Below are 21632 nucleotides of genomic sequence, written 5' to 3'. Positions count from 1 at the left end.
AAAGGGGTGGGGACTTCCGGCAGGGGGGCCGGCACATGGGCGCAACCTCCACACGCTTGGTCGTGTTGGCAGGCGGCTTGGTACTGGCCATGGTGGCGGCGGTGGTCGCCGTCATGGCTTTCACGGGCGACGAGGGCACATCCGGCGGCGACGCGGGCGGTGACAAGACCAATGGCAGCGGCTGGACACAGGTCTTCCGGGACGACTTCGACGGCACCGCCGGCAGTCTCCCGGCCAAGGACCGCTGGCTGATCGACAAGGGCACGGGCTACCCGGGCGGCGCGGACCACTGGGGCACCGGCGAGATCGAGACGTACACCGACAGTACGAAGAACGTGAGCCTGGACGGCAAGGGAAACCTTCGCATCACGCCGCTGCGCGACAGTCAGGGCGCCTGGACCTCGGCCCGCATCGAGTCCGTACGCGAGGACTTCCAGCCGCCGCAGCACGGCACCCTGCGCGTGGAGTCCCGCGTGCAGCTGCCGGACGTGACCGGGGCGCAGGCCAAGGGGTACTGGTCGGCCTTCTGGCTGCTGGGAGCCGGGGTGCGGGGGAATCCCAACTCCTGGCCCGGCATAGGCGAGTTCGACGTGCTGGAGCATGTCAACGGCACCGGCGAGATCCGGGGCACCCTGCACTGCGGCACCGAGCCCGGCGGCCCCTGCGACGAGCACAACGGGCTCGGGGCGGGGACGACCTGCCCCGGATCGCCGTGCGCGGGCAATTTTCATACGTATGCCTTCGAATGGGACCGCAGCACCTCGCCCGAGGAGCTGCGCTGGTACGTCGACGGCAAGAAGTTCTGGTCCGTGAAGGCCACCGACGTCGACGCGCAGACCTGGAAGCAGGCCGTCCACAACAGCAACTTCATCCTCTTCAACCTGGCCATCGGCGGCGACTTCCCCAACGGTCAGGCCCAGGGAACCACCCCGGACGCGGGCACCAAGCCCGGCGTGCCGATGGTGGTCGACTACGTCTCCGTACGCAGCCGTGGCGGCACCCCGCAGGCAACCACCGGACCGCGCACCGGCTTCAAGGCGAGCGGCCCGATCCGGGCCGAGTACGCCACGAGCCAGCAGGGCACCGCCGTGCAGCCCAGCACCGACCAGGCGGACAAGGGCCGCGGGCACACGGTGGGCTGGCTCGGCGACGGCGACATGCTGCGCTTCGACGGGGTCACGTTCAGCGGCGACAGCCACTTCAGCGCGCGGGTCGCCTCGGGCGGCGGAGTGGCCACGGAGGGCGGCAAGGTCGAGGTGCGGCTCGACAGCCCGACAGCCGCGCCGATCGGCACCCTCGAGCCGGGAAACACCGGCGGCTGGCAGACGTGGAAGACCCTCAGCGCGGAGATCCCGTCAACGACGGGATCCCACGACGTCTTCCTGACCTTCGCCGCCCCTCAGCCCGACGACTTCGTCAATCTGAACTGGGTCGGCTTCAGCTGATCACTTGACTGCGTGATCACGTGACGTGGACCCAGCGGGCCACGGACGGCACGCCCTTCTTGTCGGCCACGAAGAGCATGTACCAACCGGAGGGCACCAGCGCCGAGTTCTTCGGGATGGTGGTGGTGATGCCCGACGCGGTCTTCTTGAAGTCCAGTGCGATGGACCGCTGCTGGACGTCCGTGACATGCGTGACCGAGCTCGGCCGCATCAGCCGTACGGTGGCGATCTTCGACGCGTCCGACGTGGTGAAGTCGGCCGACTTGCCGCGCACCGCCTCCGTCGTGCCGCCGGTCACCTTGGGCCGCTCGCCGCCCTGGTAGAGGTAGGCGGGGGTGTAGATCTCGATGCGCTTCTCGAAGGTCGGCGGCAGGGTGTCGCCCTTGTCGCCGAACAGTGGGTTCGACCCGAAGGTGACCACCCGTCCGTCGGGCAGCAGCAGTGCCTCCGAGTGGTAGTCGCGGCCGACCGTCGGATCGGCGGCGCTGGTGAAGGTGTTGGTGTCCGGGTGGTACGTCTGCGCCTTGAGGATGTCGCTGCCGTGCTTGCCCCGGTAGTCGGCCGAGCCGCCGGTGGTGAAGACGGTGTCGTCCGGCATGATCACCGCGCTGAGATAGCGGGTGCCACCGGCCGGCAGATCGGGTCCCGCGGTGAACTTCGGGTCCTGCTTCGACAGGTCGACGATGTCGGTGTGCGCGGTGGAGACCCGGGACTCGCCGGGCTTGCCGCCGCCGAGGATCATCACCTTCTGGTCCTGGGCGGGCGGCAGCAGCACCGAGGGGCTGGTCTCCCGCGTGTTCGAGTCGCGCAGCCCGGGGACCTTGGTGAAGGTGTTCTTCTTCCAGTCCCAGATGCCGGGCACGCGGCCCTTGGTCGGCGGTCCGTAGCCGCCGTTGGACCCCGAGTAGAAGAGCTTCTGGTCGGCGGTGAGGAAGAGCGCCGGGTAGGTCGGGAAGTAGTGGGTGGCGGCGGGTGACCAGGACTTGGTCTTCGGGTCGAAGATCTCGTTCTGCCCGTTGAGGATGTAGCCGGTGTCGTCCAGCCCGGAGACGGTCATGATCTTGCTGTCCGGGAGCTGGACCAGGGTCGGGTACCAGCGCGCGTACTGCATCGGCTGGACCTTCTCGTACTGCTCGGTGTCGGGGTTGAACTCGTAGGCGGCCTTGATCCCCTGGTAGTCCTGCTTGTTGAAGTTGATCGCCTTGGCCATGCCGTAGAGCGTCTCGCCGCTGTTGCCCTTCAGGCCCTTGACCCGGAACTGGGTCATCTTCTTGACGGCCTTGTCCTTGCCCTTGTCCCTCGCCTCGACGAAGACCGCCTGCTGGGCGGTGACGACGACGGTCTTGGGGGCCTTCACGCCCTGCTTGTTCTTCACCATCTTGGTGACCTTGGCGGCGGCGGGGACGACGAGATTGTCGTTGCTGACGTACTCGTCGCCGGCCGGCGATACGAAGACCGTGCCTTTGGGCACCTTGCGCGAGCGGTTGGGGTCCTCGTTCCTGACCTGCATGGTGCCGCCGGCCTTCTTCACGTCCGGCTTGAGCACCTCGTAGCGCAGGGTGCCGCCCGCCACCAGGACCTGGCCGTCCGCGAGCGAGGTGTGGCCGGCGCAGAACATGTCGGCCGGCGTGTGGATCAGCTTGTAGGTGTTCTTGACCGGATCCCAGAGCAGGGTCCTGAAGGTGCCCGCCTTGAAGTTGTCCTTCTCGTTGCCGGATCCGGCGATGATCAGCACTTTTCCGTTGTTCAGCAGCGTCGCGTGGATGGCGTTCACCTGGAACGCCTCCGGGATGTTGACGACGGTCCAGGAGCCGTACTGGCGCTTGTACTCGGGTCGGGAGATGACGTACTGGTGGTACTTCACCTGGGCGAAGCTGACGGCCGCCGGTGCGTTCATCCCGGTGAAGGCGAGGAAGACGGTGCTGCCGATGGCCAGCCGCTTCGTTCTCAGCGTAGGCCGGAAGATCGACTCTGACATGGTGCGATTCCCCCCTGGAATCATGGCGTGCTCAGGTGCTCTGTGTGCTCTGTGTGCTCTGCGTGCTCGGTACGCTCAGGGTGCTGGGCACGGCTGAGCGGCGGCGGCTGCGGGTGGCCTGCACCCGCCAGATGATCAGTGGCAGGAGCGAGGAGACCAGGGCGAGAACCGCCCAGATCCGCATCGCCAGGTAGGTGTGGCCGGTCCAGAAGGACGCGGCGAAAGCCCCGCCGAAGACGACCGCCCACAGCAGGTGCATACGGAAGGTCAGCACCCGGTCGGGGCTGGAGGAGTCACCCTTCGGGGTGACCTTGAAGCCGGCCGGCAGCCGCAGCATCGCGCCGACCAGCGAGGTCGCGTAGATCGGGGTCGCCATGGCGCCCATCGCCATGCCGCCGACGCCCGTGGAGCCCTCGGGCTCGTGCGGGCTGACGTTGTGCCGGCGGTTGACCGCGTACAGGCCGATCTGTAGCAGCGCGGCGTCGCAGTAGAGCATCATCCAGCTGGCGGTGGAGACGCTCACCCCCGAGGCGCCGAAGACCAGGTAGAGGACGGAGCTGAGGCCGCCGAGGATGCAGGAGATCCCGGACATCGGATAGAAGGCCAGCATCAGCAGATAGTTGAACAGCCGTCCGGGGGACAGCCGGAACATGACCTTCCAGAAGTGCTTGAGCAGCGTCTCGTACGTGCCACGGCTCCAGCGCAGCTGCTGGCCGAAGAAGTCGGTCCAGGACGACGGGCCCTCGCCGACCGCCAGGACGTCCGGGGTGTAGACCGATCTCCACTTGCGCCCGGTGTACGGGTTGCGCGTGCGGTGGAACTCCAGGCCGGTCGCCATGTCCTCGGTGATCGAGTCGTACAGCCCGCCGATCTGCTGGAGGGCGGTGATCCGCACCGCGTTGTTCGTCCCGACGAACATGGGGGAGTTGTAGCGGTTCCCGGCCCGCTGGACGACGGCGTGGAAGAGGAACTGCTGGCTCTCGGCGGCCTTGGTGACCAGCGAGTCGTAGTTGCCGTAGACCTGCGGGCCGACGACGAAGGCGACGTCCGGGTCGCGGAAGTAACCGAGCATCCGCTCCAGGTAGTTGGCGTGCGGGACGTGATCGGTGTCGACGCAGGCCAGGAAGTCGTACGCGTCGCCGTGCGCGTCGAGCCAGCCGTTGTAGTTGCCGTGCTTGGTCTTCGCGCGGAACGGTCCCTTGCGCTGGTTGTACTTCTCCACCCCCTTGCGGGAGAAGTGACGCACCCCCAGCTCCGCGCACAGTGCCTTCATCCCCGGGTCGTCGCCCTCGTCGAGCAGCCACACGTGCACGGAGCCCTGGTGCCTGATGCGTACCGCGGCCGTCAGGGTCTTGCGCACCATCTCCAGCGGCTCCTTGCCCGGCACGCAGGTGGTGATGAACGCGACCCGGCTGCCGGGCTCCGCCCGGACGGGTATGGGGTCGCGGGCGAAGAGCGTGCCGTGCGCGTTGGAGACGATCTGCAGCAGCCGGAAGAACTCGATGACGACGATGGTGCCCAGCACCACCTTGTCCAGCCGCAGCAGCCACTCGCGTGGTTCGAAGGGTCGCTGCGACCAGTGCTGCGGCATCAACAGCCAGATCAGGAGCGCCGCTTCGACGACCGGAGCCAGCACCATCAGGACGACGACCCGCAGCCGGCGGGTCTCCTTGTTGAGCAGATTGCGGTAGCGGACCCGGTACGGGGCGCCGTCCGGCGGCGGTTCGGTGATCGGGCCGGTGAGCCGGCTGAAGCGGTCGTAGTCATAGGCGAGCGCGGGAATGTGCCGGTAGCGCGAGCGCGTCCCGCCGCCGTCGGTTGCCGCCGGGACGGGATGTCTCGGCTCGGTCGATACCTCTGTCATGACGCCTGCCCCCTCCAAGGCACGGCGGCAGCGGCACCGGTGACAGTGACAGCGGAAGGAATGGTCCGGGCCCCCTCAGGCCGGACGTCCCCCCACATGTACCGGAACCCCCCGGTTCCGGGTCACTTGGCCGCTGCGCCCCCCAAGGCGTTAATAATGATCAAATGCTTCTTGTGTGCCATCACATGCTAGCCCGTGTGAGTTTGTCGTGTTTGCGTTACCGGCTCATGGCGGAAGGCTTTCCTCTGCGAAAACCTCCGGCGCCCTACCTGCGGGCCGGGACCGCCTCACCGGGGACCGCCGTCGGCTCGTCCGGACCGCGTCCGGCGAAGCGCATGGCGACGCAGGCCCCCGCGTACAGCAGGGCGACGACGAGCAGGAGGGCCTGGTAGCCGGTGACGAGGGCCAGGTACTCCATGGCGCCGCCGGTGAGGGCGCCGAGCAGGTTCGCCCCGAAGGCGGCGGTGGGGTCGGGGGCGAGGGCGAGGCGGTCGGAGAAGATGAGGTTGGCGCAGAAGATGGGGGCGAAGGCCAGCGCGATGGCGGCGGCGAGCCGGCCGGCGAAGGGGAGGGAGAGGACGGCGCTGGTGGGGACGAGCCAGGCGACGGCGAGGGTGCCGAAGAGCAGCGTCCGCAGCACCAGTTGGTTGACCCGGGGCAGCCGGCGGCGGACCTCGACGGCGGCCAGGACGGCCAGCAGGACGCCGATGAAGACGAGGGCGTTGACCAGCCAGGTGGTGCCGAAGTACAGGGCGAAGCCGATCACGTTCTTGGTTTCGAGCAGCATGAAGGCCGCGCCCATCAGGAACATGTCGGTGTAGCGGACCGTACGCCTGATCCGCACCCCGGTCAGCCGCACCGACACCAGCGTCACCACCAGGATCGCCCCCAGGGCGCTCAGGTAGAGCGTGGGGATGTCCCGGTGGAGCAGGTACGGGAAGGGGTGGTCGTCGGTCGCGGCGGCGGGCACCGCGCCGCTCGGCGTCCAGACCGTGTCGCAGGCCTGGTCGGCGGTGGTCATCCCGGCGACCAGGACGGCGGCGTTCTTGCGGAAGGTGGTCATGCAGGGGGCGTGGCCGTATACATCCTGCAGGCTGCCGCCGAAGCGGTCGACCAGCCAGCTCTGCCGGTAGTAGTTGTACATGGCGAAGGCGCCGTGCGGCGCGAGGTGGTCGCGGGCCGCCTCGAAGGCCTGCTGGGTGAACAGATAGCTCTCCAGGCGCAGATTGCTCGCCCCGGCCACCAGCGTCAGCGAGTCCGGCAGGGCCAGGATGACGAGGTCGTACGTGGCGTCGGTGCGCTCCAGGAAGGCCCGGCCGTCGTTGATGTGGGCGTGCACCCGGGGGTCGGAGTACGGCTTCGCGGGGTGCAGTTGTGCGCCGATCTGCTGGATGCGGGGGTCGATCTCGACGGCGTCGACCCGCTCGGCGCCCTGGCTCAGCGCGACCGCGACGTCGTTGCCGTTGCCCGCGCCGATCACGAGGACGCGCTTGTGGGGGTTGCCGGGGGTCTGGTCGTAGGCCTGGCGGTACGGGGAGTTCTCCCGCAGCAGCACGTTGAGGGGCGCGATGCTCTGGTGGGGGACGCCGTTGGCGGAGATGTGGTAGGTCCGGGTGGCCGAGTTCGAGCGGCTGAGCTGGATCTTGTAGTACGGCGACCAGGAGATCCCGGCGGTCGTCGACTCCAGGAACAGCGCCGTCACCATGGCCGCCAGCGGGATCACGTACCAGACGGTGTTGCGGCGGCCGCCGAGGGTCAGCAGGGCCAGGGCGGCCAGGATGCCCCACACCACGGACGGGGCGCGCAGCCAGGACAGCAGGGCGAAGGAGACCGTGCCGGTGAGGCTGCCCAGGAGGTCGTAGCGGTAGGCCTCGAGCGAGGGGAGGCGGCGGAAGAGATCCGCCGTGAGTTTTCCGATCGCGGTCATGATGATCGCGGTCAGCAGGAAGAGGACGGGCAGGGTCACCCACTCGGGCAGGCCGGTGGTCTTCACGGCGGTGAAGTAGATGACCTGGTCGCTGGTCTGGCGTACCTGGACCGGGTATTCGCGGACGAGGACGACGAGCAGGGCCAGCGGCAGTGGCGCGATCCGCTTGATCCACTGGCCGCGCTCGGCGGGGATCAGGAAACCGAGGCCGATGCCGAGGAAGGATCCCAGCAGGATGAAGTTGGAGAAGTAGCTGAGGTGGACGACGTTGGCGCCGGCCCACCGGATCAGCGCCAGCTCGACGAAGAGCATGGTGGCGCTGGCCAGCAGCAACCTCCAGCGCACGGATCTGTCCGTTTGTCCCGTCTGCTCCATGCGCCCTTATGGTGCCACTTCGCGCCAGGTGCGTGGAGAGCGCCTCGCAAGGATTTCCGCTCCGGATCCGGCTCACCCTGGAGGACGAATTGATCGGAATCCGATAATCCGGTTGTGGAGGCCGGTGGTGGAACTTTCACCTCTTGCGTATGAGATGACTAATATCAGCCCACCAACCGCCGCTCTTTGCGCGAATTTGCGCCATGTGTGTGCGGTCGCACGGCGATAGGAGTGTCCTGCGCGTGGCTGTGTTCAAGGTGGGCGGAAGCGGGCGTACGCGCAGACTTCCGCTGCGGACGGTCCTGGTCATCCTGGCTGTGGTGCCCAGCGTGGCACTCGCCGGGGTGTGGGCGCTGGGCACCTATCAACTGGGCCGTCAGTGGCGGGACGAGGACGCCCAGCGGCGGGTGGCGGTGAGCGTCGGCGCCAGGACGCAGCAGCTGCTGATCGACCTGCAGAGGGAACGGCGGCTGTCCGCCCAGGCGTTGGCCGATCCGACGGCGTACCGGGGCGATCTGACGGCGCAGCGCGCGTTGACCGACCGGGCGGCCGCCGCGTTCGGCACGCTGGTCGCGCTGGACACCAGCCACGCCCAGGCCGGGGTTCACCAGGCGCTGCTGTCCACCGTGCGGCAGCTCGCCGGGCTCGCGGACCGCCGGCGCGCGGTGGACGACGGCTCGGCCGGCCAGCAGAAGGTGTACGACTACTACACGGGTGCCGTCTCCGCCGACATCGGCGTCCTCACCGCCGTCAGCAGCGGTGCGAACGGCAAGGTGACCGCGAAGTCGCAGACCCTGGTCGACCTCGTCGGCGCCGTCGAGATGGTCTCACGCGAGGACGCACTGCTGGCCCGGGGCTGGACGTCCGGCCGGCTGTCCTTCAGCGCGTACGACCAGGCGGTCGACTTCATCGGCACCCAGGAGTACCTGCTGGAATACCGGGTGGCTCCCTCGCTCACCGGGAAAGAGGCGCGACTCTACCGGGCACTGACGACCAGTCAGGTCTGGAAGTCCAAGCAGAGGCTGGAGGAGGGGCTGATCGGGACCGTCACCGGCGGCACCCAGGGCGGCCAGGTGACCGTCTCCCTCAACAAGGCGGAGTGGCGCCTCACCATGGACCAGGTCGGCCCCGAGCTGGCGAGGGTGCTCCTGGCGCGCGTCGACACCGTCGCCGCGCTCAGCGCGGCGAGCGTCAACCAGCTCCAGTTCCAACTGGTCGCCGCGAGCGCGCTGGGCCTGGCCACCGTGCTCCTGGTGATCGCGGCCAGCGGGCGGCTCATCATCGTGCTGCGCCGCCGCATCCTCACCCTGCGCGACGAGGCCCGGGAGCTGCGGACCCGGCTGCCCGACGTCGTAGGCCGGCTGGAGCGCGGCGAGGACGTCGACGTGGACGCGGAGGTCCGATCCGTCGAGCCCGGCGGGGACGAGCTGGGCGAACTGGCCGAAGCCCTCAACCTGGCCGCACGCAGCGCGATCGCCACCGCCGTACGCCAGGCCGAGCAGCACCGCGGCTTCGAGCGGCTGCTGCAGCGGATCGCCCGCCGCACCCAGCTGCTGATCGGCCTCCAGCTGAAGAAGCTCGACCAGATGGAACGCAGGCACGAGGATCCGGCCGTCCTGGAGGGCCTGTTCGACCTGGACCACCTCACCGCACGGCTGCGCCGCTACGAGGAGAACCTGGTCATCCTCGGCGGCGGCCAGCCACAGCGCCGCTGGCGCCGTCCGGTCCCGCTGCTGGACCTGCTGCGCGCCGCCCAGGGCGAGGTGCAGGACTACCAGCGCATCTCCGTCGAGGTCGAAGGCCGCCCCTGGGTGTCCGAATGGGCCGTCGGAGCCCTGACCCACATCCTCGCCGAGCTGATGGAGAACGCCGCCGCCTTCTCCAAGCCGCCCACCCCCGTCGAGGTCCGCGCCGGAGTCGTCGGCCGTGGCATCGCCGTGGAGATCGAGGACCGCGGTCTCGGTATGACCACCGAGCAGTACGACGCCGCCAACGCCCTGATGCAGGCCCCGCCCCAGCTCGACGTCATGGCCCGCGCCGACGACGTCCGCCTCGGCCTGTACGTGGTCGCCCGGCTCTCCGCGAGCCTCGGCGTCCAGGTCGAGCTGCGCCCGTCGGCCTTCGGCGGCACCCGCGTCATCGTCCTGGTGCCCGAGCGGTACGTCGCCGAGCCGCCGGAGCCGCTGGTCAAGCCCCGCGCCGGCCGTCGAGGCGACGCGCGCGACACGGGGGACGTACCGCCGCAGCACTCCGGACCGCGCCCCCTCGACCCCGACGACACCGAGGCCGTGGCGCGGGCCCAGGAGGAGGGGCGGCTGCCGGTCAGGACCCGCGGGCGCGCCATGGCCGACGTGAGCGCGGACGCCGGCGCCGAGGCCGAGGCCGAGGCAGGGGCGTCCGTGCCGCTGCCCAAACGCGTGCGCCAGGCCGGTCTGGCCCCCGAGCTCAGGGAACCGGCCGCCGACCGGGCCCCGGAGGCCGAGGACTTCACGCCGCACCCCGAGCCCCGGCGGTCCGGGGCCACCATCGGGGCCTTCCAGCGACAGTCACGCCGGGCACGGACCTCCACCGACGCCCTCCCGCACCCCAGTTCACCCTCGACGGAAGACCGACGATGACGACGCAGCGAATCACCGCCACCACCGCGACCACCGCCACCACCGCCACCCACGCAGATCTGGACTGGCTCCTCGACGGTCTGGTCGACCAGGTGGCCGGCACGCGGCACGCGGTCGTGCTGTCGGACGACGGCCTGGTGATCAGCAAGTCCGGCACCATCGAACGGTCCGACGCCGAGCGGCTCGCCGCCGTCGCCACCGGCCAGCAGAGCCTCGCCCGGGGCGTCGGCCGGCTCTTCGACGGCGGCCCGGTGCAGCAGGTCATCGTGGAACTGGCCGACCTCTGGCTGTTCGTCACCGCCGCCGGCCACGGCACCCACCTCGCCGTGGTCGCGTCCCAGGAGGTCGACGCCGAGATCATGGCCGTCGCCATGCACACCCTCGTCCAGCAGGTCGGCCAGAAGCTGGGCACCCCGGCGCGCACCCCCGATACAGGGAGACAGGAGTGACGCACTGGACCGACGGACTCGACGACGACGTCGAGGAGCCCCTGGTCCGCCCCTACACCATCACCCGGGGGCGCACGTCCCCCGATCGCGACGACCTGACCCTGATCACCGTCGTCACCACCGTCCCCCGGCCCGGGGACGGGCCGCCCGACCTGCGCGGACTCCAGCCGGAACACCGCGTCGTCCTCGAACTGTGCAGGGAGCCGAAGGCGGTGGCCGAGATCGCGGCCGGCCTGGACCTCCCGGTGTCCGTGACCAAGATCCTGCTCGGCGACCTCATCGGGACCGGGCGGGTCACCGCCCGCCCCCCGCTGGCCCTCGATTCCGAAAGCGGCTCCTTCGACATGACGATCCTTGAGGCGGTGAGGGATGGGCTCCGGAAGCTCTGACCACGCTGCTGCGGCGGCGCCCCAGGCCATGAAGATCCTGATCGCGGGAGGCTTCGGCGTCGGCAAGACCACCATGGTCGACGCGGTGAGCGAAGTCGCCCCGCTGCGCACCGAGGAGTACCTCACCCGCGCCAGTGTCGGCGTCGACGACCTCGACGGCATCCTCGACAAGTCGACCACCACCGTCGCCCTCGACTTCGGCCGCATCACCATCAGCAGCGAACTCGTCGTCTACCTCTTCGGCACCCCCGGCCAGGAACGCTTCTGGTTCATGTGGAACGACCTGGTCCTCGGAGCCCTCGGCGCCGTCGTCCTGGTCGACACCCGCCGGCTCGACGTCAGTTTCGCGTCCATCGACTTCTTCGAGAGCCGGGGCATCCCCTTCGTCGTCGGCGTCAACTGCTTCCACGGCGTCCGGGACCGCACCGGCGACGAGGTACGCGCGGCCCTCGACCTCGACCCTCACGTGCCGCTGGTGCTGTCCGACGTACGAGAGCGCACGTCCTCCCGGGACCTGCTGCTCACCCTCGTCGACCACCTCATGGCCCCGGCGGCGGCATGACCAGGGAGCACGGAGCGGCCGTCCGCCTGTTCAAGGCCACCGAACCGGACGCCGCCCTCCCCCTGCTCAAGCGGCTCAGGGCCGCTCTCGACGCCTACTTCGACTACGTCGAGGCCCATGAGCACGGCTACCGCGCCGTCTACCGCGGCGAGCCCGGCACGGATCACACGTCCCGGGCCGCCTTCGAGGAGCACCGGGAGCGGCAGGCCGGACGGATCATCGACGCCCTCGAGGCGGAGGGGCTCACCGGGGAGGCGCTGGCCATCGCCGTACGCGGCTGGCTGGCCTTCCTCGTCAACGCGGTGCTCGACTGGCTGGAGCGCGGGCGGCCGCTGGAGCGATCTGCCCTGCAGGAGCTGTGCGTACGGACCCTGACCTCGGCGGTCACCCACGCCATCACGGCCGACAAGGGCCGGCCCCGCTGACCGCTCAGGCCAGCGCGGCGGTCAGCTCGGCCAGGGTGGGCGGATCCGCGCCGACCCTGGTGCAGTTGATGGCGGCCGCCGTGGTGCAGCGGGTGAGGACCGCGGCCAGCTCGGCCGGGTCGTGCGGGACGCCGTGCGCGGCGATGGCGTCCAGCAGCGCGGCCTGGAAGGTGTCGCCGGCGCCGATGGTGTCGGCGACCTCGGTCCTCGGCGCCGGAACCCGTACCTCCTCGGCGGCGGACACGGCCAGCGCACCCTCCGCGCCCAGGGTCACCACGACCAGCCGCGGCCCCGCGGCGAGCAGGACGCGGGCCGCCTCGGCGGGCTTGAGGTCCGGGAAGAGCCAGCCCAGGTCGTCGTCGCTGGCCTTGACGACGTCGGCGACGGCGGCCAGGCGCAGGCACGCCTCGCGGTAGGCCTCCCGGTCGGGCTGGACCGCGGGCCGGACGTTGAGATCGGTCACCACCGTCAGGCCGGGCGTGCCGTGCAGCTCGCGGCACAGCTTCAGCACCCGCGAGGCCCCGGGCTCCACGACGGTGGCCAGCGAACCGGTGTGCAGGACGGCGGTGTCCTCCGGCACCGGCAGCTCGCGCGGGTCCCAGGCGGTGAGGAAGTCGTACGTCGCCGAGCCGGCCTCGTCCAGATACGCCAGGGCCAGCGTGGTGCGCCCGGCGTCGCCCGCCACGCGCCTGACGTCCACGCCGGTGGCTTCCAGGTGCGCCCGGACCAGCTCGCCCGGCGGGTCGTCGCCCCAGACGGTGACCAGCGTCGCCGCCCGGCCCAGCCGGTGCAGCCCCACCGCCACGTTGGCCGGGCTGCCGCCGGGAACCGGCACGACATGCTCGGCCCCGGGCCGCCAGATCAGGTCGACCAGGGACTCCCCGATCACGGTCACTCTGGCCGGTGCTTCGCTCATCGCCGGACTCCTCCCGATGGTTCGCATGATGATAGTGCCGGTGGCGGGCCGCGCGATCGGGACCAGGTGCTCGATGAACAGGTCGATCGCCGCGACTGCGGCCACCGTGTCCCGGTCGGCCGCCCAGGCGAGCATGCCGCCGTCGACGACGGTGCCGAGAAGCCGGGCGAGGAGCTGCGGGTCGGCGTCGAAGGACACCCCGAAGGCGTCGGCCACGGCATCGAGCGTGGCTGCGGCGACCACGGTGCAGCTGACGCACTGCTCGGCGGCGAGGCCGGCCTCGGCCGCGATGCTTCGCCCTGGTGCTGACAGCGTCCGGCTACGACTACCGGCTGCCCTTCCTCGACCCCGCGCTGCTGGACCGGCGGGGCGGCCGGCCTGAGCCGTGCCTCAACATCTTCGCGCGGGATCACATGAGGGCCTCGCCGTGCTCGGCTTCGTCGAGTTCGCGGACGCCGCCTACCGGCGCTTCGAGGAGGTGGCCCGGCTAATCGTCCTCGACATCACCGCGCGCGAACCCGGGGGCCCGCTGGCGGAGGAATGGCGGCGGCTGCAGGCCGGGCACCGGCCCGATCTGCGCGCGGCAAGCGTTACGTGGACTCTGCCCGGCATGCCACCTACGTCGACACCTCGACCTACCAGAGCGTCCTGGCCGACGCCTGCGACCGCTTCGGCACTGGCGACGTCACCGAGGGTGCCTACGACGGCCAGCGCCCCGCCGCTGCGGCGCCGGCCACGGTCACCGTTCCCTGAGCCGCCTCAGTCCTTCGGGCACCACCGCGCCAGTACGGAGTCCACCCCGGCCGCCTCGGCGGGCGGGGCGGCCGGGACGCCGGGGGCGGTACGGGAGAAGCGGGGCGCGGGGGCGGCCTGCGGGACGCCGTCCAGGCCGAGGACGGCGCCCCGGGCGGTGGCGTGGGGGTGGCCGGGGACCTCGTCGAAGCGGAGCACCGGGGTGACGCAGGCGTCGGTGCCGTCGAAGACGGCGGCCCAGTCGTCGCGGTCACGCGTGGCGAAGGCGGCGGCGATACGTTCGTGCAGTGCGGGCCAGTTGGCACGGTCGCCGCGGTCCGGCAGCTCGCCGTCAGGCAGTTCCGCCAGCCCCAGGCCTTCCAGCAACCGGGCGTAGAACTGCGGCTCGAGCGCACCGACGGCGACGTACCGCCCGTCGGCGCACTCGTACGTGTCGTAGTAGGGCGCGCCCCCGTCGATCAGATTCGCGCCGCGCTCGTCGGACCACACGCCCATGCCCCGCAGGCTCCACGTCATCTGCAGCAGCACGCCGATGCCGTCGACCATCGCCACGTCGACGACCTGGCCGCGCCCGGACCGCTCCCGCTCCCACAGCGCCGCCAGCACCCCGGTGAGCAGGAACATCGAGCCGCCGCCGAAGTCCCCGACCAGGTTGAGCGGCGGCACCGGGCGTTCGCCGGGGCGGCCGATGGCGTGCAGGGCGCCGGTCAGGGACAGGTAGTTGATGTCGTGCCCTGCGCTCGGGGCGAGCGGGCCGTCCTGGCCCCAGCCGGTCATCCGGCCGTAGACCAGGCGGGGGTTGCGGGCCATGCAGTCCTCCGGGCCGAGACCGAGGCGTTCGGCGACGCCGGGACGGAAGCCCTCGACCAGGACGTCCGCCTGCTCGACCAGCGCCAGCACCCCGTCCCGCTCCGCCGGGTCCTTCAGGTCCGCGGCGACCACCGTGCGGCCCCGCAGCACCTGGTCCCTGGCATCCGTCCTGCGGTCGCCGGGCCGCTCGACCCGTACGACCTCGGCGCCGAGGTCCGCCAGCACCATCGCGGCGTGCGGGGCCGGGCCGAGGCCCGCCAGCTCGACCACCCGCAGCCCCGTCAGTGGACCTGCCATGTCTCCACCTCTCACCCGTGACCGGCCGGCTCAACGCGGCCGGTGGCCGACCGCCGCCAGGGCGATCATGACGTACCGCCCGGCGATCTCCCGCGCGTCGAGCGGCCCCTCGGGGCGGAACCACTGCGCCACCGCCTGGCACATCGCCAGCACCGCCCGGCTGGCCTCCACCGGCACCGGCGTGGCGAACACCCCGGCCTCGGCCCCGTCCCGTACCGCGTCCCGCACCAGGTGCTCCAACTCGTCGCGCATTCCGACATACCGGGCGCGGTTGTCGGGTTCGAGGCTGCGGATCTCCGTGTCGAGGAAGGCCAGCGGTGCCCGATGGGTCATGAAGAGCACGATGCACTCGACGAGAACCGAGAACCGCTCGACCGGATCGTCCCCCGCCTCCGCGACGGCCGACCGGCAGCGCCCCAGGACCGACGCCATGGAACCCATGAGCAACTCGACCAGGATCGCCTGCTTGTTCCGGTAGTGGTAGTAGAGCGCCGGCACGGTCACCCCCACCCGCCCGGCCAGGTCGCGCACCGACGTGCCGTGATAGCCGTGCTCCACGAAGGCGTCCAGGGCATGCGCCAGGATCGCCGGCAACTCCGCCGGCCCGTACGCCCGCCAGTCTGTGTGCCCGTCCGCGCGCAGGTCGGCGACCGCTCCCACCATGCTGACGTGACCTCCGAATACACCACTGAACTATCGCTCACTAGGTTATCCCGCCCGGATGACCGACGCCGTGGGCGGCAACGGACGCTTACGGACCGGCCGGCATCAGGGACCTGGCGAAGGCCGTCGGCGTGCCGACGAGCACGCTGGGCGACTACTACGCGGGCCGTCATCTGCCGCCGACCCGTCAGCCCGACTCCGTCCCGACGCGGCCGGGGCACGGCGGCGGTGCCGAGCGCTCTGGGGTGCGTCGCGCGCTGCTCGGCACCGTGGTTCCGGGCGTCCGGCTGCGCCAGAATGGCCGGATGCGCCGCATCGTCGTCCTTGACGCACCGTCCAACCTCGGCCTCCGGCCGCCCGCAGAAGGCACCGTGCCCGGGTGCTACAAGCTGGCGGGCGCGCTGCGCGAACAGCGGCTGGTGCAGCGGCTCGGGGCGTACGAGGGCGGAGTCGTCGTACCGCCCCGCTACGACCGCGGCGGCTGGCGGGAGGGCGACGGGGTGTTCAACGCCGAGGCCATCGCCACGTACACCCGCAGGCTCGCCGACCGCATCGAACACCACGTCCGGGCAGGGGACTTCCCGGTCGTCCTGGGCGGGGACTGCTCCATCCAACTCGGCGCCTCGCTGGCCCTCCGCCGCATCGGGCGGTACGGACTCGCCGTCATCGACGGATCCGCGGACTTCCGGCACCCCGGGAACTCCGACCGTATCGGCGCGGCGGGCGGCGAGGAGCTGGCCATCGCGACCGGCCGCGGCCAGGCGGACCTGACGGACCTCGAAGGGCTGCGGCCGTACATCAAGGACGAGGACGTACGGGTCCTCGGCATCCGGGACTACGACGAAGAGCGGGCCGAACTCGCCGAGTTGAGGATCATGAACGCGACGGTCGGGGAGATCCGCGAATGGGGCGCCCAGGACCTGGCGGGCGCGGTCCTGCAGAGCATTGAGCTGCCGGTGACCGAGGGCTTCTGGGTGCATCTCGACGCGGACGTGCTGGACCCGTCCGTCATGCCCGCCGTCGACAGCCCCGACCCCGGCGGCCTCCTGCCCGACGAACTCGCCCCGCTGCTGCGGACCTTGGTGCGGTCGGAGCGTTGCGTCGGATTCAACCTCACCATCTACGACCCCGATCTCGACCCCGACGGCTCCTGCGCGGCCCTCCTCGCCGACCTCCTCCAGTCGGCCCTCACATGACCGACGCCACCTACCTGAAGTCCCGTCGCGCCCAGGACTTGGCGACGGCAAGGGCGGCCGCGTAGATCGCCAGGACGGCACCGAGCAGCGGGTAGTACAGCAGCGGCAGGGTGGTCATGCCCAGGGCGGGGGCGAGCGGGGAGAGCGGCAGGAACAGGCCGATCGTGGCGAGGGCGGCGGCGGCGAGGGTGATCGGGCGGGGTGCGCGGCCGTCGGGGCCCCGGCGGCGGCCCGGGCGCAGGGCGAGGATGACCAGGGCCTGGGTGAGGAGGTTCTCGGTGAACCAGCCGGCGTGGAAGACGGCCTGGCCGCCCGTGTGGGCGGAGGCGGGGACGGTGAGGGCCAGGACGGTGAAGGTGGCGAGGTCGGCGACGGCGTTGAGCAGGCCGAAGCCGGTGATGAAGCGCAGGAAGTCGCCGGGGACGAGGGAGCGGGGGTGCCGGAGGGCGGCGGAGCCGGGGCGGTCGTAGGCGAAGGTGAGTTGGGCGGCGTCGAAGCACAGGTTCTGGACCAGCACCTGCGCGGGGAGCATGGGCAGGAAGGGCAGCAGCAGGCCGGCCACGAGCATGGCGATGACGTTGCCGAGGTTGGACGACAGCGTGATGCGCAGATACGTGACGATGTTGCCGGTGCTGCGGCGTCCGGTGGTGATGGCGTGGTCGATGGCGGTGAGGTCTTTCGCCGCGAGGACCACGTCGGCGGCCTCGCGGGTGACGTCGACGGCGTCGCGGGGGCAGATGCCCACGTCGGAGGCGTGCAGCGCGGGCAGGTCGTTGACGCCGTCGCCGAGGAAGCCGGTGGTGTGGCCGCCGTTGCGCAGTGCGGTGACGATGCGGGCCTTGTGCTCGGGGGTGCAGCGGGCGAAGACGGTTGCTCGACCGGCGAGTTCGGCCAGGGCGGTGCCGGTGAGGCCGTCGATCCGGTCGGCGGTGACCACGGCTGACGGGTCGAGGTCGATGCCGAGGTCGTGGCAGACGCGGGCGGCGGTGCCGGGGTGGTCGCCGGTGAGGATCTTGACGGCGACGCCGCGCTGGGCGAGGACGGCCAGCGCGTCGGCGGCGGTGGGCGCCGGCGCGTCGCGCAGGGCGACGAAACCGAGGAAGGCCAGGCTGTGTTCGTCGGCGGGGGTGTGGGGACGCGCGGACGCGGGGCGGTCCGCGGTGGCGACGGCGAGCAGCCGCAGGCCCTGCGCGGCGTGGTGCTCGGCGAGCTGGAGCAGGCGGGTGAGGGCGGCGGCGTCGAGGTCGCGGTCCTGGCCGTCGGTCCGCAGCCGGGTGCACTGGCCGAGTACGTCCTCGACCGCGCCCTTGACGACCAGGGTGTGCATGCCGGTGCGGCCCGGCCGGCGGACGACGGCGCAGGAGCGGCGGCGTACCGGATCGAAGGGAAGCGCGGCGATGCCCTCGTCCTGCAGCAGGTCCACATCGAGCGCCTCGGCGGCGTCGAGGACGGCCTCGTCGAGGGCGTCGGGGGCCGGGTGTTCGGCGAGGTGGAGAGTCCACAGGCTGTTGACCGCCGCCCAGTGCAGCGGCTCGGGATCGGGTCGGCCGTCGGGGTCCAGGGAGCAGTCCAGGACGGGCCGGTTCTGGGTGAGGGTGCCGGTCTTGTCCGTGCAGAGCACGTCGATCGCGCCGACGTTGTGGAGCGCGGGCAGCCACTTGACGATGACCTCGCGGTCGCGGGCCAGGGCGGCGGCGCCCCGGGCCAGGGCGGCGGTGACCACCACCGGCAGCATCTCGGGGGTCAGGCCGACCGCGACCGCCACGGCGAAGGGCAGGGTCTCCAGTCCGCGCCCGCGCAGCGCCGCGTTGGCCATGAGCACCAGCGGCGGGGTCAGCAGCATGAAGCGGATGAGGATCCAGGAAATGCCGTTGACCGAGCGGTCGAAGGCGGACTCCCGGCGCTGACGCACGGTCCGGCGGTACGCGCCGGCGAAGCGGGTGTCCTTGCCGGTCGCGACGACCACCGCGGTGCCGCTGCCGGATGCCACACTGCTGCCCTGGAAGCACAGATGCGGTAGCTCGAACAGAGCCGTGCCCCCGACATCGTGCGGGATGTCGAGCGGATGCTTGGCGACGGGCGCGGACTCCCCGGTCAGCGGCGCCTGGTGCACGCTCAGACCGCTCGCCCGCAGCAGCCGTACGTCGGCCGGCACGATGTCACCGGGCCCGAGCCGGATCACATCGCCCGGCACCAGCTGGTCGACGGGGATCTCCCGGGTCTGCGGTACGGCGGACTCGCCCGTGCGGCGCTGAGCGGTCGCCGTCGTGGCGACGAGTTCGCGCAGCGCGGCCGCCGACCGGTCGGCGCGGTATTCGGCGCGCGAGCGCAACGCGCAACTGACCACCACCAGCACGGTGATCACGCAGGCGGTGCCCCAGGAGGAGACGGCGGCGGAGACCAGTCCGAGGCAGAGCAGCACGGTGGTGAACGGATCACGCAGGCTGCGTACGAAGCGCCGTGGCCACGAAACGGGGCGCAGGGCGGGGATGGTGTTCTCGCCGAACCGGCCCAGGCGTTCGTCGGCCTGGGCCTCGACCAGTCCGCGAGGACCGCTGTCCAGGCGGCGCAGCACCTGGAGCTGGGTGAGCGAGGCGATGTCAGCCACGGTGCAGGTACCGGGCGATGCGGTGTCCGCCGCCCCGGTACCGGTGGTACCGGGGCCCGGTGCCCGGCCGTAGGTGCGCGCGGTGCCGGGTTCGGCGCTGGTGTCAGGCGCCCAGGCCATGGGCGCGCCCCGGTGCCGTCGCTCGCCCGGCGTGGTCGGCGCGCTCGGTCAGCCGTCCGATCAGCCACTGGACCATCATCACCACGTCCGGGTCGTCGACCAGGTAGACCACCCGCCGCCCTTCCCGCCGCGAGCGAACCAGCCCCGCCAGCTTCAGCTTCGCGAGGTGCTGGCTCACCGCGGGCAGTGCGCCGCCCACGCGCTCGGCGAGGCTGCTCACATCGCTCTCGCCCTGCGTCAGCGCCCACACGATGTGCAGTCGGGCGGGTGAGGCGAGCAGACCGAACGCGGCAGCCGCATCGCCCAGCACCTCGGTGGTCGGGTCCTTGAACTCGCCGGTGCCCGTCGCCACTGCCGCCCTCCCGTCCACCTGCCGAACCCGTCTCTCCCGGGAAGGCACCAGTCTAGAGGCAGTGCCGGCGGCCCAGGGGCAGCGCCGGCGCCGCTTCAGGGCGCGGAGTCCTTCTTGCTGCCGGCGGCGGCGTAGGCCTGGGCGGGGGTCATGGCGACGCCGTTGATCCGTACGGTCTTGTAGGGGCTGACCTTGGCGCAGGTCTTGGACTGGTCGGCGGTCTGGGCGTGGGAGTCGGCCAGGGCGGCACCGGTGTCGGCCGAGGCGGAGGCCGAGGTGCCGCCGGGGAAGGTCGTACCGCTGGTCCAGTCGCTGCCGATGACCAGGGTCAGGCCGCTGCCGCTGCCGGTGCCCTGCTCGAGGTGGGAGGCGGACAGTCCCAGCGCGCGGGCCACCGTCTGCGCCTCGACCTTGTGCCCGGTGGCGTAGGTGAGGGTGGTCTTCGCGGTGGTGGCCGGGGCGTTGGCCGAGGTGGTGCCGGAGTTGAAGCCCTTGTCGACGAGCGCGGTGGCGATCACGGAGGCGCGTCCGCTGATGCCGGTGCCGTTCTCCACCCGTACGGCGATCTGCCCCCTGGGCACCGCGGACGCGGTGGCGGTGGCGGACGCCGCGGAGGACTTCTTGCCGTTGGCGGTCGTCAGGGACTGGTCGCCCGCGATGGTGGCGAACAACTCCTTGGCGGCGGGGGCGACCACGACCCGGTTGGAGTCGTTCGGGTCGGCGGTGGTCTGCATCGTGGTGAAGGTGATCCGCTTGGCCGGGACCTTGTCGACGTCGGTGGCGAGCCCGGTCAGTTTCTGGATGCTGCCGAGCCCGGTGTCCACGGTGAGCGCCTTGGTGGCGGCGTCGGCCAGGCGGTAGACGGCGGCGGGATCGGTGAGCGTACCCGCGCTCTTGAACTTGCGGATCATCGAACTGAGGTAGATGTGCTGGGCGTAGGTGCGGCCGAGGTCGCTTCCGTCGCCGAAGCCGTGCCGGGAGCGGACGAACTCCAGCGCGGCCACGCCCTTGAGGGTGTGGGTGCCCTTGGCGAGCTTCAGGTGCGAGTACGTGTCGTAGACGTTGTCGCTGACACAGACGGAGACCCCGCCCACGGCGTCGGACATCTTCACGACACCGGAGAAGTCGACCATGACGAAGTGGTCGATGGTGATGCCCGTGAGCTTGTGCACCGTGGCCACCTGGCAGCCCGGGCCGTACGCCAGCGCGCTGTTGACCATGCCGTAGTAGCCGGCGGTCGAGGTGCCGGTCTCGGTGTTCTTGCAGGCCGGGATACGGGTCATGGTGTCGCGGGGGATGCTCATCACGGTGGCGTTGGAGCGGTCGGCGGAGATGTGGACGACCATCTCCACGTCGGCGTTGTGCCCGCTCTGTACGCCGGTCTGCGAGCAGCCGCCGCCGAGCTTGCAGTCGGCCGTGCTGTTACGGCCGTCGGAGCCGATCAGCAGGATGTTGATCGGGGTGCGGCCGAAGGCGTCCGGCGTCTCGGTGCCCGCGTTGCCGTTGGTGCCGGCGTTGATCGCGACGCTGTGGATGTTGCCGTTGAGGTGCTGGTAGAGCCAGGCGCCGGCGCCCGCGGTGATCAGCACCAGCACCGCCGCGATCGTCGCGGCTATCCGCGCCACCCGCCGCCCGCGTCCGCCACGCTTGGCCCGCCGCCCCGACCGGCCCCTGCCGGAACGCGCGGCCGTCCGGGCGGCCGCGCGCCCGCCCGGCCGGCCTGCGGGGCTGTTCCGGGGGTCGGTCATCAGCCACTCCTCGCGCAGCGATCAATTGCGTAGTTGCGCAATATAACAAGCCTGAGGGATGTTCCCGAGCGCCCTCCTCGGTTTCACGGCACTGGTCTGACAGGTGAGGACGGCAAAACGTTGTACTCGCGGTACTC

General features: G+C 71.1%; 17 protein-coding genes. 8 read left to right on the top strand and 9 right to left on the bottom strand.

All coding sequences use genetic code 11. The features are described from left to right. The first annotated feature begins 62 nt into the window (after positions 1-62). Positions 63-1445: a carbohydrate-binding protein gene (locus ACFXJ5_RS17595; protein WP_384631552.1), complete on the top strand. Its 1383-nt coding sequence runs from the start codon at positions 63-65 to the stop codon at positions 1443-1445. 16 nt (positions 1446-1461) lie between these two features. Here ACFXJ5_RS17595 and glxA read toward each other — a convergent pair whose 3' ends face one another. The 3 genes from glxA to ACFXJ5_RS17580 form a co-directional block, all read right to left on the bottom strand. Next, positions 1462-3423, bottom strand: coding sequence for a radical copper oxidase GlxA (glxA, locus tag ACFXJ5_RS17590; RefSeq protein WP_384631302.1), 1962 nt, complete (start codon positions 3421-3423; stop codon positions 1462-1464). Between the two features lie 31 nt (positions 3424-3454). Continuing rightward, on the bottom strand, positions 3455-5287 hold the full coding sequence (locus tag ACFXJ5_RS17585) for a glycosyltransferase family 2 protein (RefSeq protein ID WP_384631301.1): 1833 nt from the start codon (positions 5285-5287) through the stop codon (positions 3455-3457). Between the two features lie 265 nt (positions 5288-5552). Beyond that, positions 5553-7559, bottom strand: a complete 2007-nt coding sequence (locus ACFXJ5_RS17580; RefSeq protein WP_384631300.1) for a spermidine synthase — start codon at positions 7557-7559, stop codon at positions 5553-5555. Between the two features lie 272 nt (positions 7560-7831). Between ACFXJ5_RS17580 and ACFXJ5_RS17575 the strand changes: the two genes are divergently transcribed. From ACFXJ5_RS17575 to ACFXJ5_RS17555, 5 genes are read left to right on the top strand one after another with little or no spacing between them, the layout of a single operon-like run. Next, positions 7832-10207: a nitrate- and nitrite sensing domain-containing protein gene (locus ACFXJ5_RS17575; RefSeq protein ID WP_384631299.1), complete on the top strand. Its 2376-nt coding sequence runs from the start codon at positions 7832-7834 to the stop codon at positions 10205-10207. Further along, entirely contained in the window at positions 10204-10656 is a 453-nt protein-coding gene (locus tag ACFXJ5_RS17570; protein ID WP_384631297.1) for a roadblock/LC7 domain-containing protein, read from the top strand. The genes ACFXJ5_RS17575 and ACFXJ5_RS17570 overlap by 4 nt, the downstream gene beginning before the upstream one ends. Beyond that, on the top strand, positions 10653-11045 hold the full coding sequence (locus ACFXJ5_RS17565; protein ID WP_384631296.1) for a DUF742 domain-containing protein: 393 nt from the start codon (positions 10653-10655) through the stop codon (positions 11043-11045). Before ACFXJ5_RS17570 ends, ACFXJ5_RS17565 begins: the two co-directional genes overlap by 4 nt. Positions 11046-11073: 28 nt before the next feature. Next, positions 11074-11607 (top strand): ATP/GTP-binding protein, encoded by a 534-nt coding sequence (locus ACFXJ5_RS17560; protein ID WP_384631294.1) that lies wholly within the window; start codon positions 11074-11076, stop codon positions 11605-11607. Then, entirely contained in the window at positions 11604-12032 is a 429-nt protein-coding gene (locus ACFXJ5_RS17555) for a hypothetical protein (protein ID WP_384631292.1), read from the top strand. Before ACFXJ5_RS17560 ends, ACFXJ5_RS17555 begins: the two co-directional genes overlap by 4 nt. Before the next feature lie 4 nt (positions 12033-12036). Here the strand turns inward: ACFXJ5_RS17555 and ACFXJ5_RS17550 are convergent, their stop codons facing one another. Beyond that, the gene (locus tag ACFXJ5_RS17550) at positions 12037-13164 is read right to left on the bottom strand and encodes a carbohydrate kinase (RefSeq protein WP_384631290.1); all 1128 of its coding nucleotides are present in this window, start codon (positions 13162-13164) and stop codon (positions 12037-12039) included. 324 nt (positions 13165-13488) lie between these two features. Here ACFXJ5_RS17550 and ACFXJ5_RS17545 point away from each other — a divergent pair, with 324 nt between their 5' ends. After that, positions 13489-13701, top strand: a complete 213-nt coding sequence (locus ACFXJ5_RS17545; RefSeq protein ID WP_384631288.1) for a hypothetical protein — start codon at positions 13489-13491, stop codon at positions 13699-13701. A gap of 6 nt (positions 13702-13707) precedes the next feature. On the opposite strand, the gene ACFXJ5_RS17540 is transcribed toward ACFXJ5_RS17545, so the two are convergent. Together ACFXJ5_RS17540 and ACFXJ5_RS17535 are read right to left on the bottom strand one after the other, a co-directional pair. Continuing rightward, entirely contained in the window at positions 13708-14808 is a 1101-nt protein-coding gene (locus ACFXJ5_RS17540) for a CaiB/BaiF CoA transferase family protein (protein WP_384631286.1), read from the bottom strand. Between the two features lie 30 nt (positions 14809-14838). Continuing rightward, positions 14839-15471, bottom strand: a complete 633-nt coding sequence (locus tag ACFXJ5_RS17535; protein ID WP_384631285.1) for a TetR/AcrR family transcriptional regulator — start codon at positions 15469-15471, stop codon at positions 14839-14841. A gap of 305 nt (positions 15472-15776) precedes the next feature. Here ACFXJ5_RS17535 and ACFXJ5_RS17530 point away from each other — a divergent pair, with 305 nt between their 5' ends. Continuing rightward, positions 15777-16667 carry an arginase family protein gene (locus ACFXJ5_RS17530; RefSeq protein ID WP_384631550.1) on the top strand — a complete coding sequence of 297 codons (891 nt, stop codon included), beginning with the start codon at positions 15777-15779 and terminating at the stop codon, positions 16665-16667. Between the two features lie 10 nt (positions 16668-16677). On the opposite strand, the gene mgtA is transcribed toward ACFXJ5_RS17530, so the two are convergent. The 3 genes from mgtA to ACFXJ5_RS17515 all read right to left on the bottom strand — a co-directional run bounded on the left by mgtA (position 16678) and on the right by ACFXJ5_RS17515 (position 21495). Beyond that, the gene (gene mgtA / locus ACFXJ5_RS17525; protein WP_384631284.1) at positions 16678-19395 is read right to left on the bottom strand and encodes a magnesium-translocating P-type ATPase; all 2718 of its coding nucleotides are present in this window, start codon (positions 19393-19395) and stop codon (positions 16678-16680) included. Further along, complete coding sequence (locus ACFXJ5_RS17520; RefSeq protein ID WP_384631283.1) at positions 19379-19747, bottom strand: ArsR/SmtB family transcription factor; 369 nt, start codon at positions 19745-19747, stop codon at positions 19379-19381. Before ACFXJ5_RS17520 ends, mgtA begins: the two co-directional genes overlap by 17 nt. A 95-nt stretch (positions 19748-19842) precedes the next feature. After that, positions 19843-21495, bottom strand: coding sequence for an LCP family protein (locus ACFXJ5_RS17515; protein ID WP_384631282.1), 1653 nt, complete (start codon positions 21493-21495; stop codon positions 19843-19845). Between the last annotated feature and the right edge of the window lie 137 nt (positions 21496-21632).

The organism is Streptomyces sp. NPDC059373 (assembly GCF_042751495.1).
GTDB lineage: Bacteria > Actinomycetota > Actinomycetes > Streptomycetales > Streptomycetaceae > Actinacidiphila.
Note: the sequence above shows the minus strand (reverse complement) of the source record. Positions and strands in the feature narration are given on the sequence as shown.

Excerpts from the sequence above, each read along its gene's own strand:
- ACFXJ5_RS17515 (WP_384631282.1), bottom strand. The coding sequence starts at position 21,495 with ATGACCGACCCCCGGAACAGCCCCGCAGGCCGGCCGGGCGGGCGCGCG.
- glxA (WP_384631302.1), bottom strand. The coding sequence starts at position 3,423 with ATGTCAGAGTCGATCTTCCGGCCTACGCTGAGAACGAAGCGGCTGGCC.
- ACFXJ5_RS17585 (WP_384631301.1), bottom strand. The coding sequence starts at position 5,287 with ATGACAGAGGTATCGACCGAGCCGAGACATCCCGTCCCGGCGGCAACC.
- ACFXJ5_RS17560 (WP_384631294.1), top strand. The coding sequence starts at position 11,074 with ATGAAGATCCTGATCGCGGGAGGCTTCGGCGTCGGCAAGACCACCATG.
- ACFXJ5_RS17555 (WP_384631292.1), top strand. The coding sequence starts at position 11,604 with ATGACCAGGGAGCACGGAGCGGCCGTCCGCCTGTTCAAGGCCACCGAA.
- ACFXJ5_RS17540 (WP_384631286.1), bottom strand. The coding sequence starts at position 14,808 with ATGGCAGGTCCACTGACGGGGCTGCGGGTGGTCGAGCTGGCGGGCCTC.
- ACFXJ5_RS17545 (WP_384631288.1), top strand. The coding sequence starts at position 13,489 with ATGGCGGCGGCTGCAGGCCGGGCACCGGCCCGATCTGCGCGCGGCAAG.
- ACFXJ5_RS17530 (WP_384631550.1), top strand. The coding sequence starts at position 15,777 with ATGCGCCGCATCGTCGTCCTTGACGCACCGTCCAACCTCGGCCTCCGG.
- mgtA (WP_384631284.1), bottom strand. The coding sequence starts at position 19,395 with ATGGCCTGGGCGCCTGACACCAGCGCCGAACCCGGCACCGCGCGCACC.
- ACFXJ5_RS17535 (WP_384631285.1), bottom strand. The coding sequence starts at position 15,471 with ATGGTGGGAGCGGTCGCCGACCTGCGCGCGGACGGGCACACAGACTGG.
- ACFXJ5_RS17570 (WP_384631297.1), top strand. The coding sequence starts at position 10,204 with ATGACGACGCAGCGAATCACCGCCACCACCGCGACCACCGCCACCACC.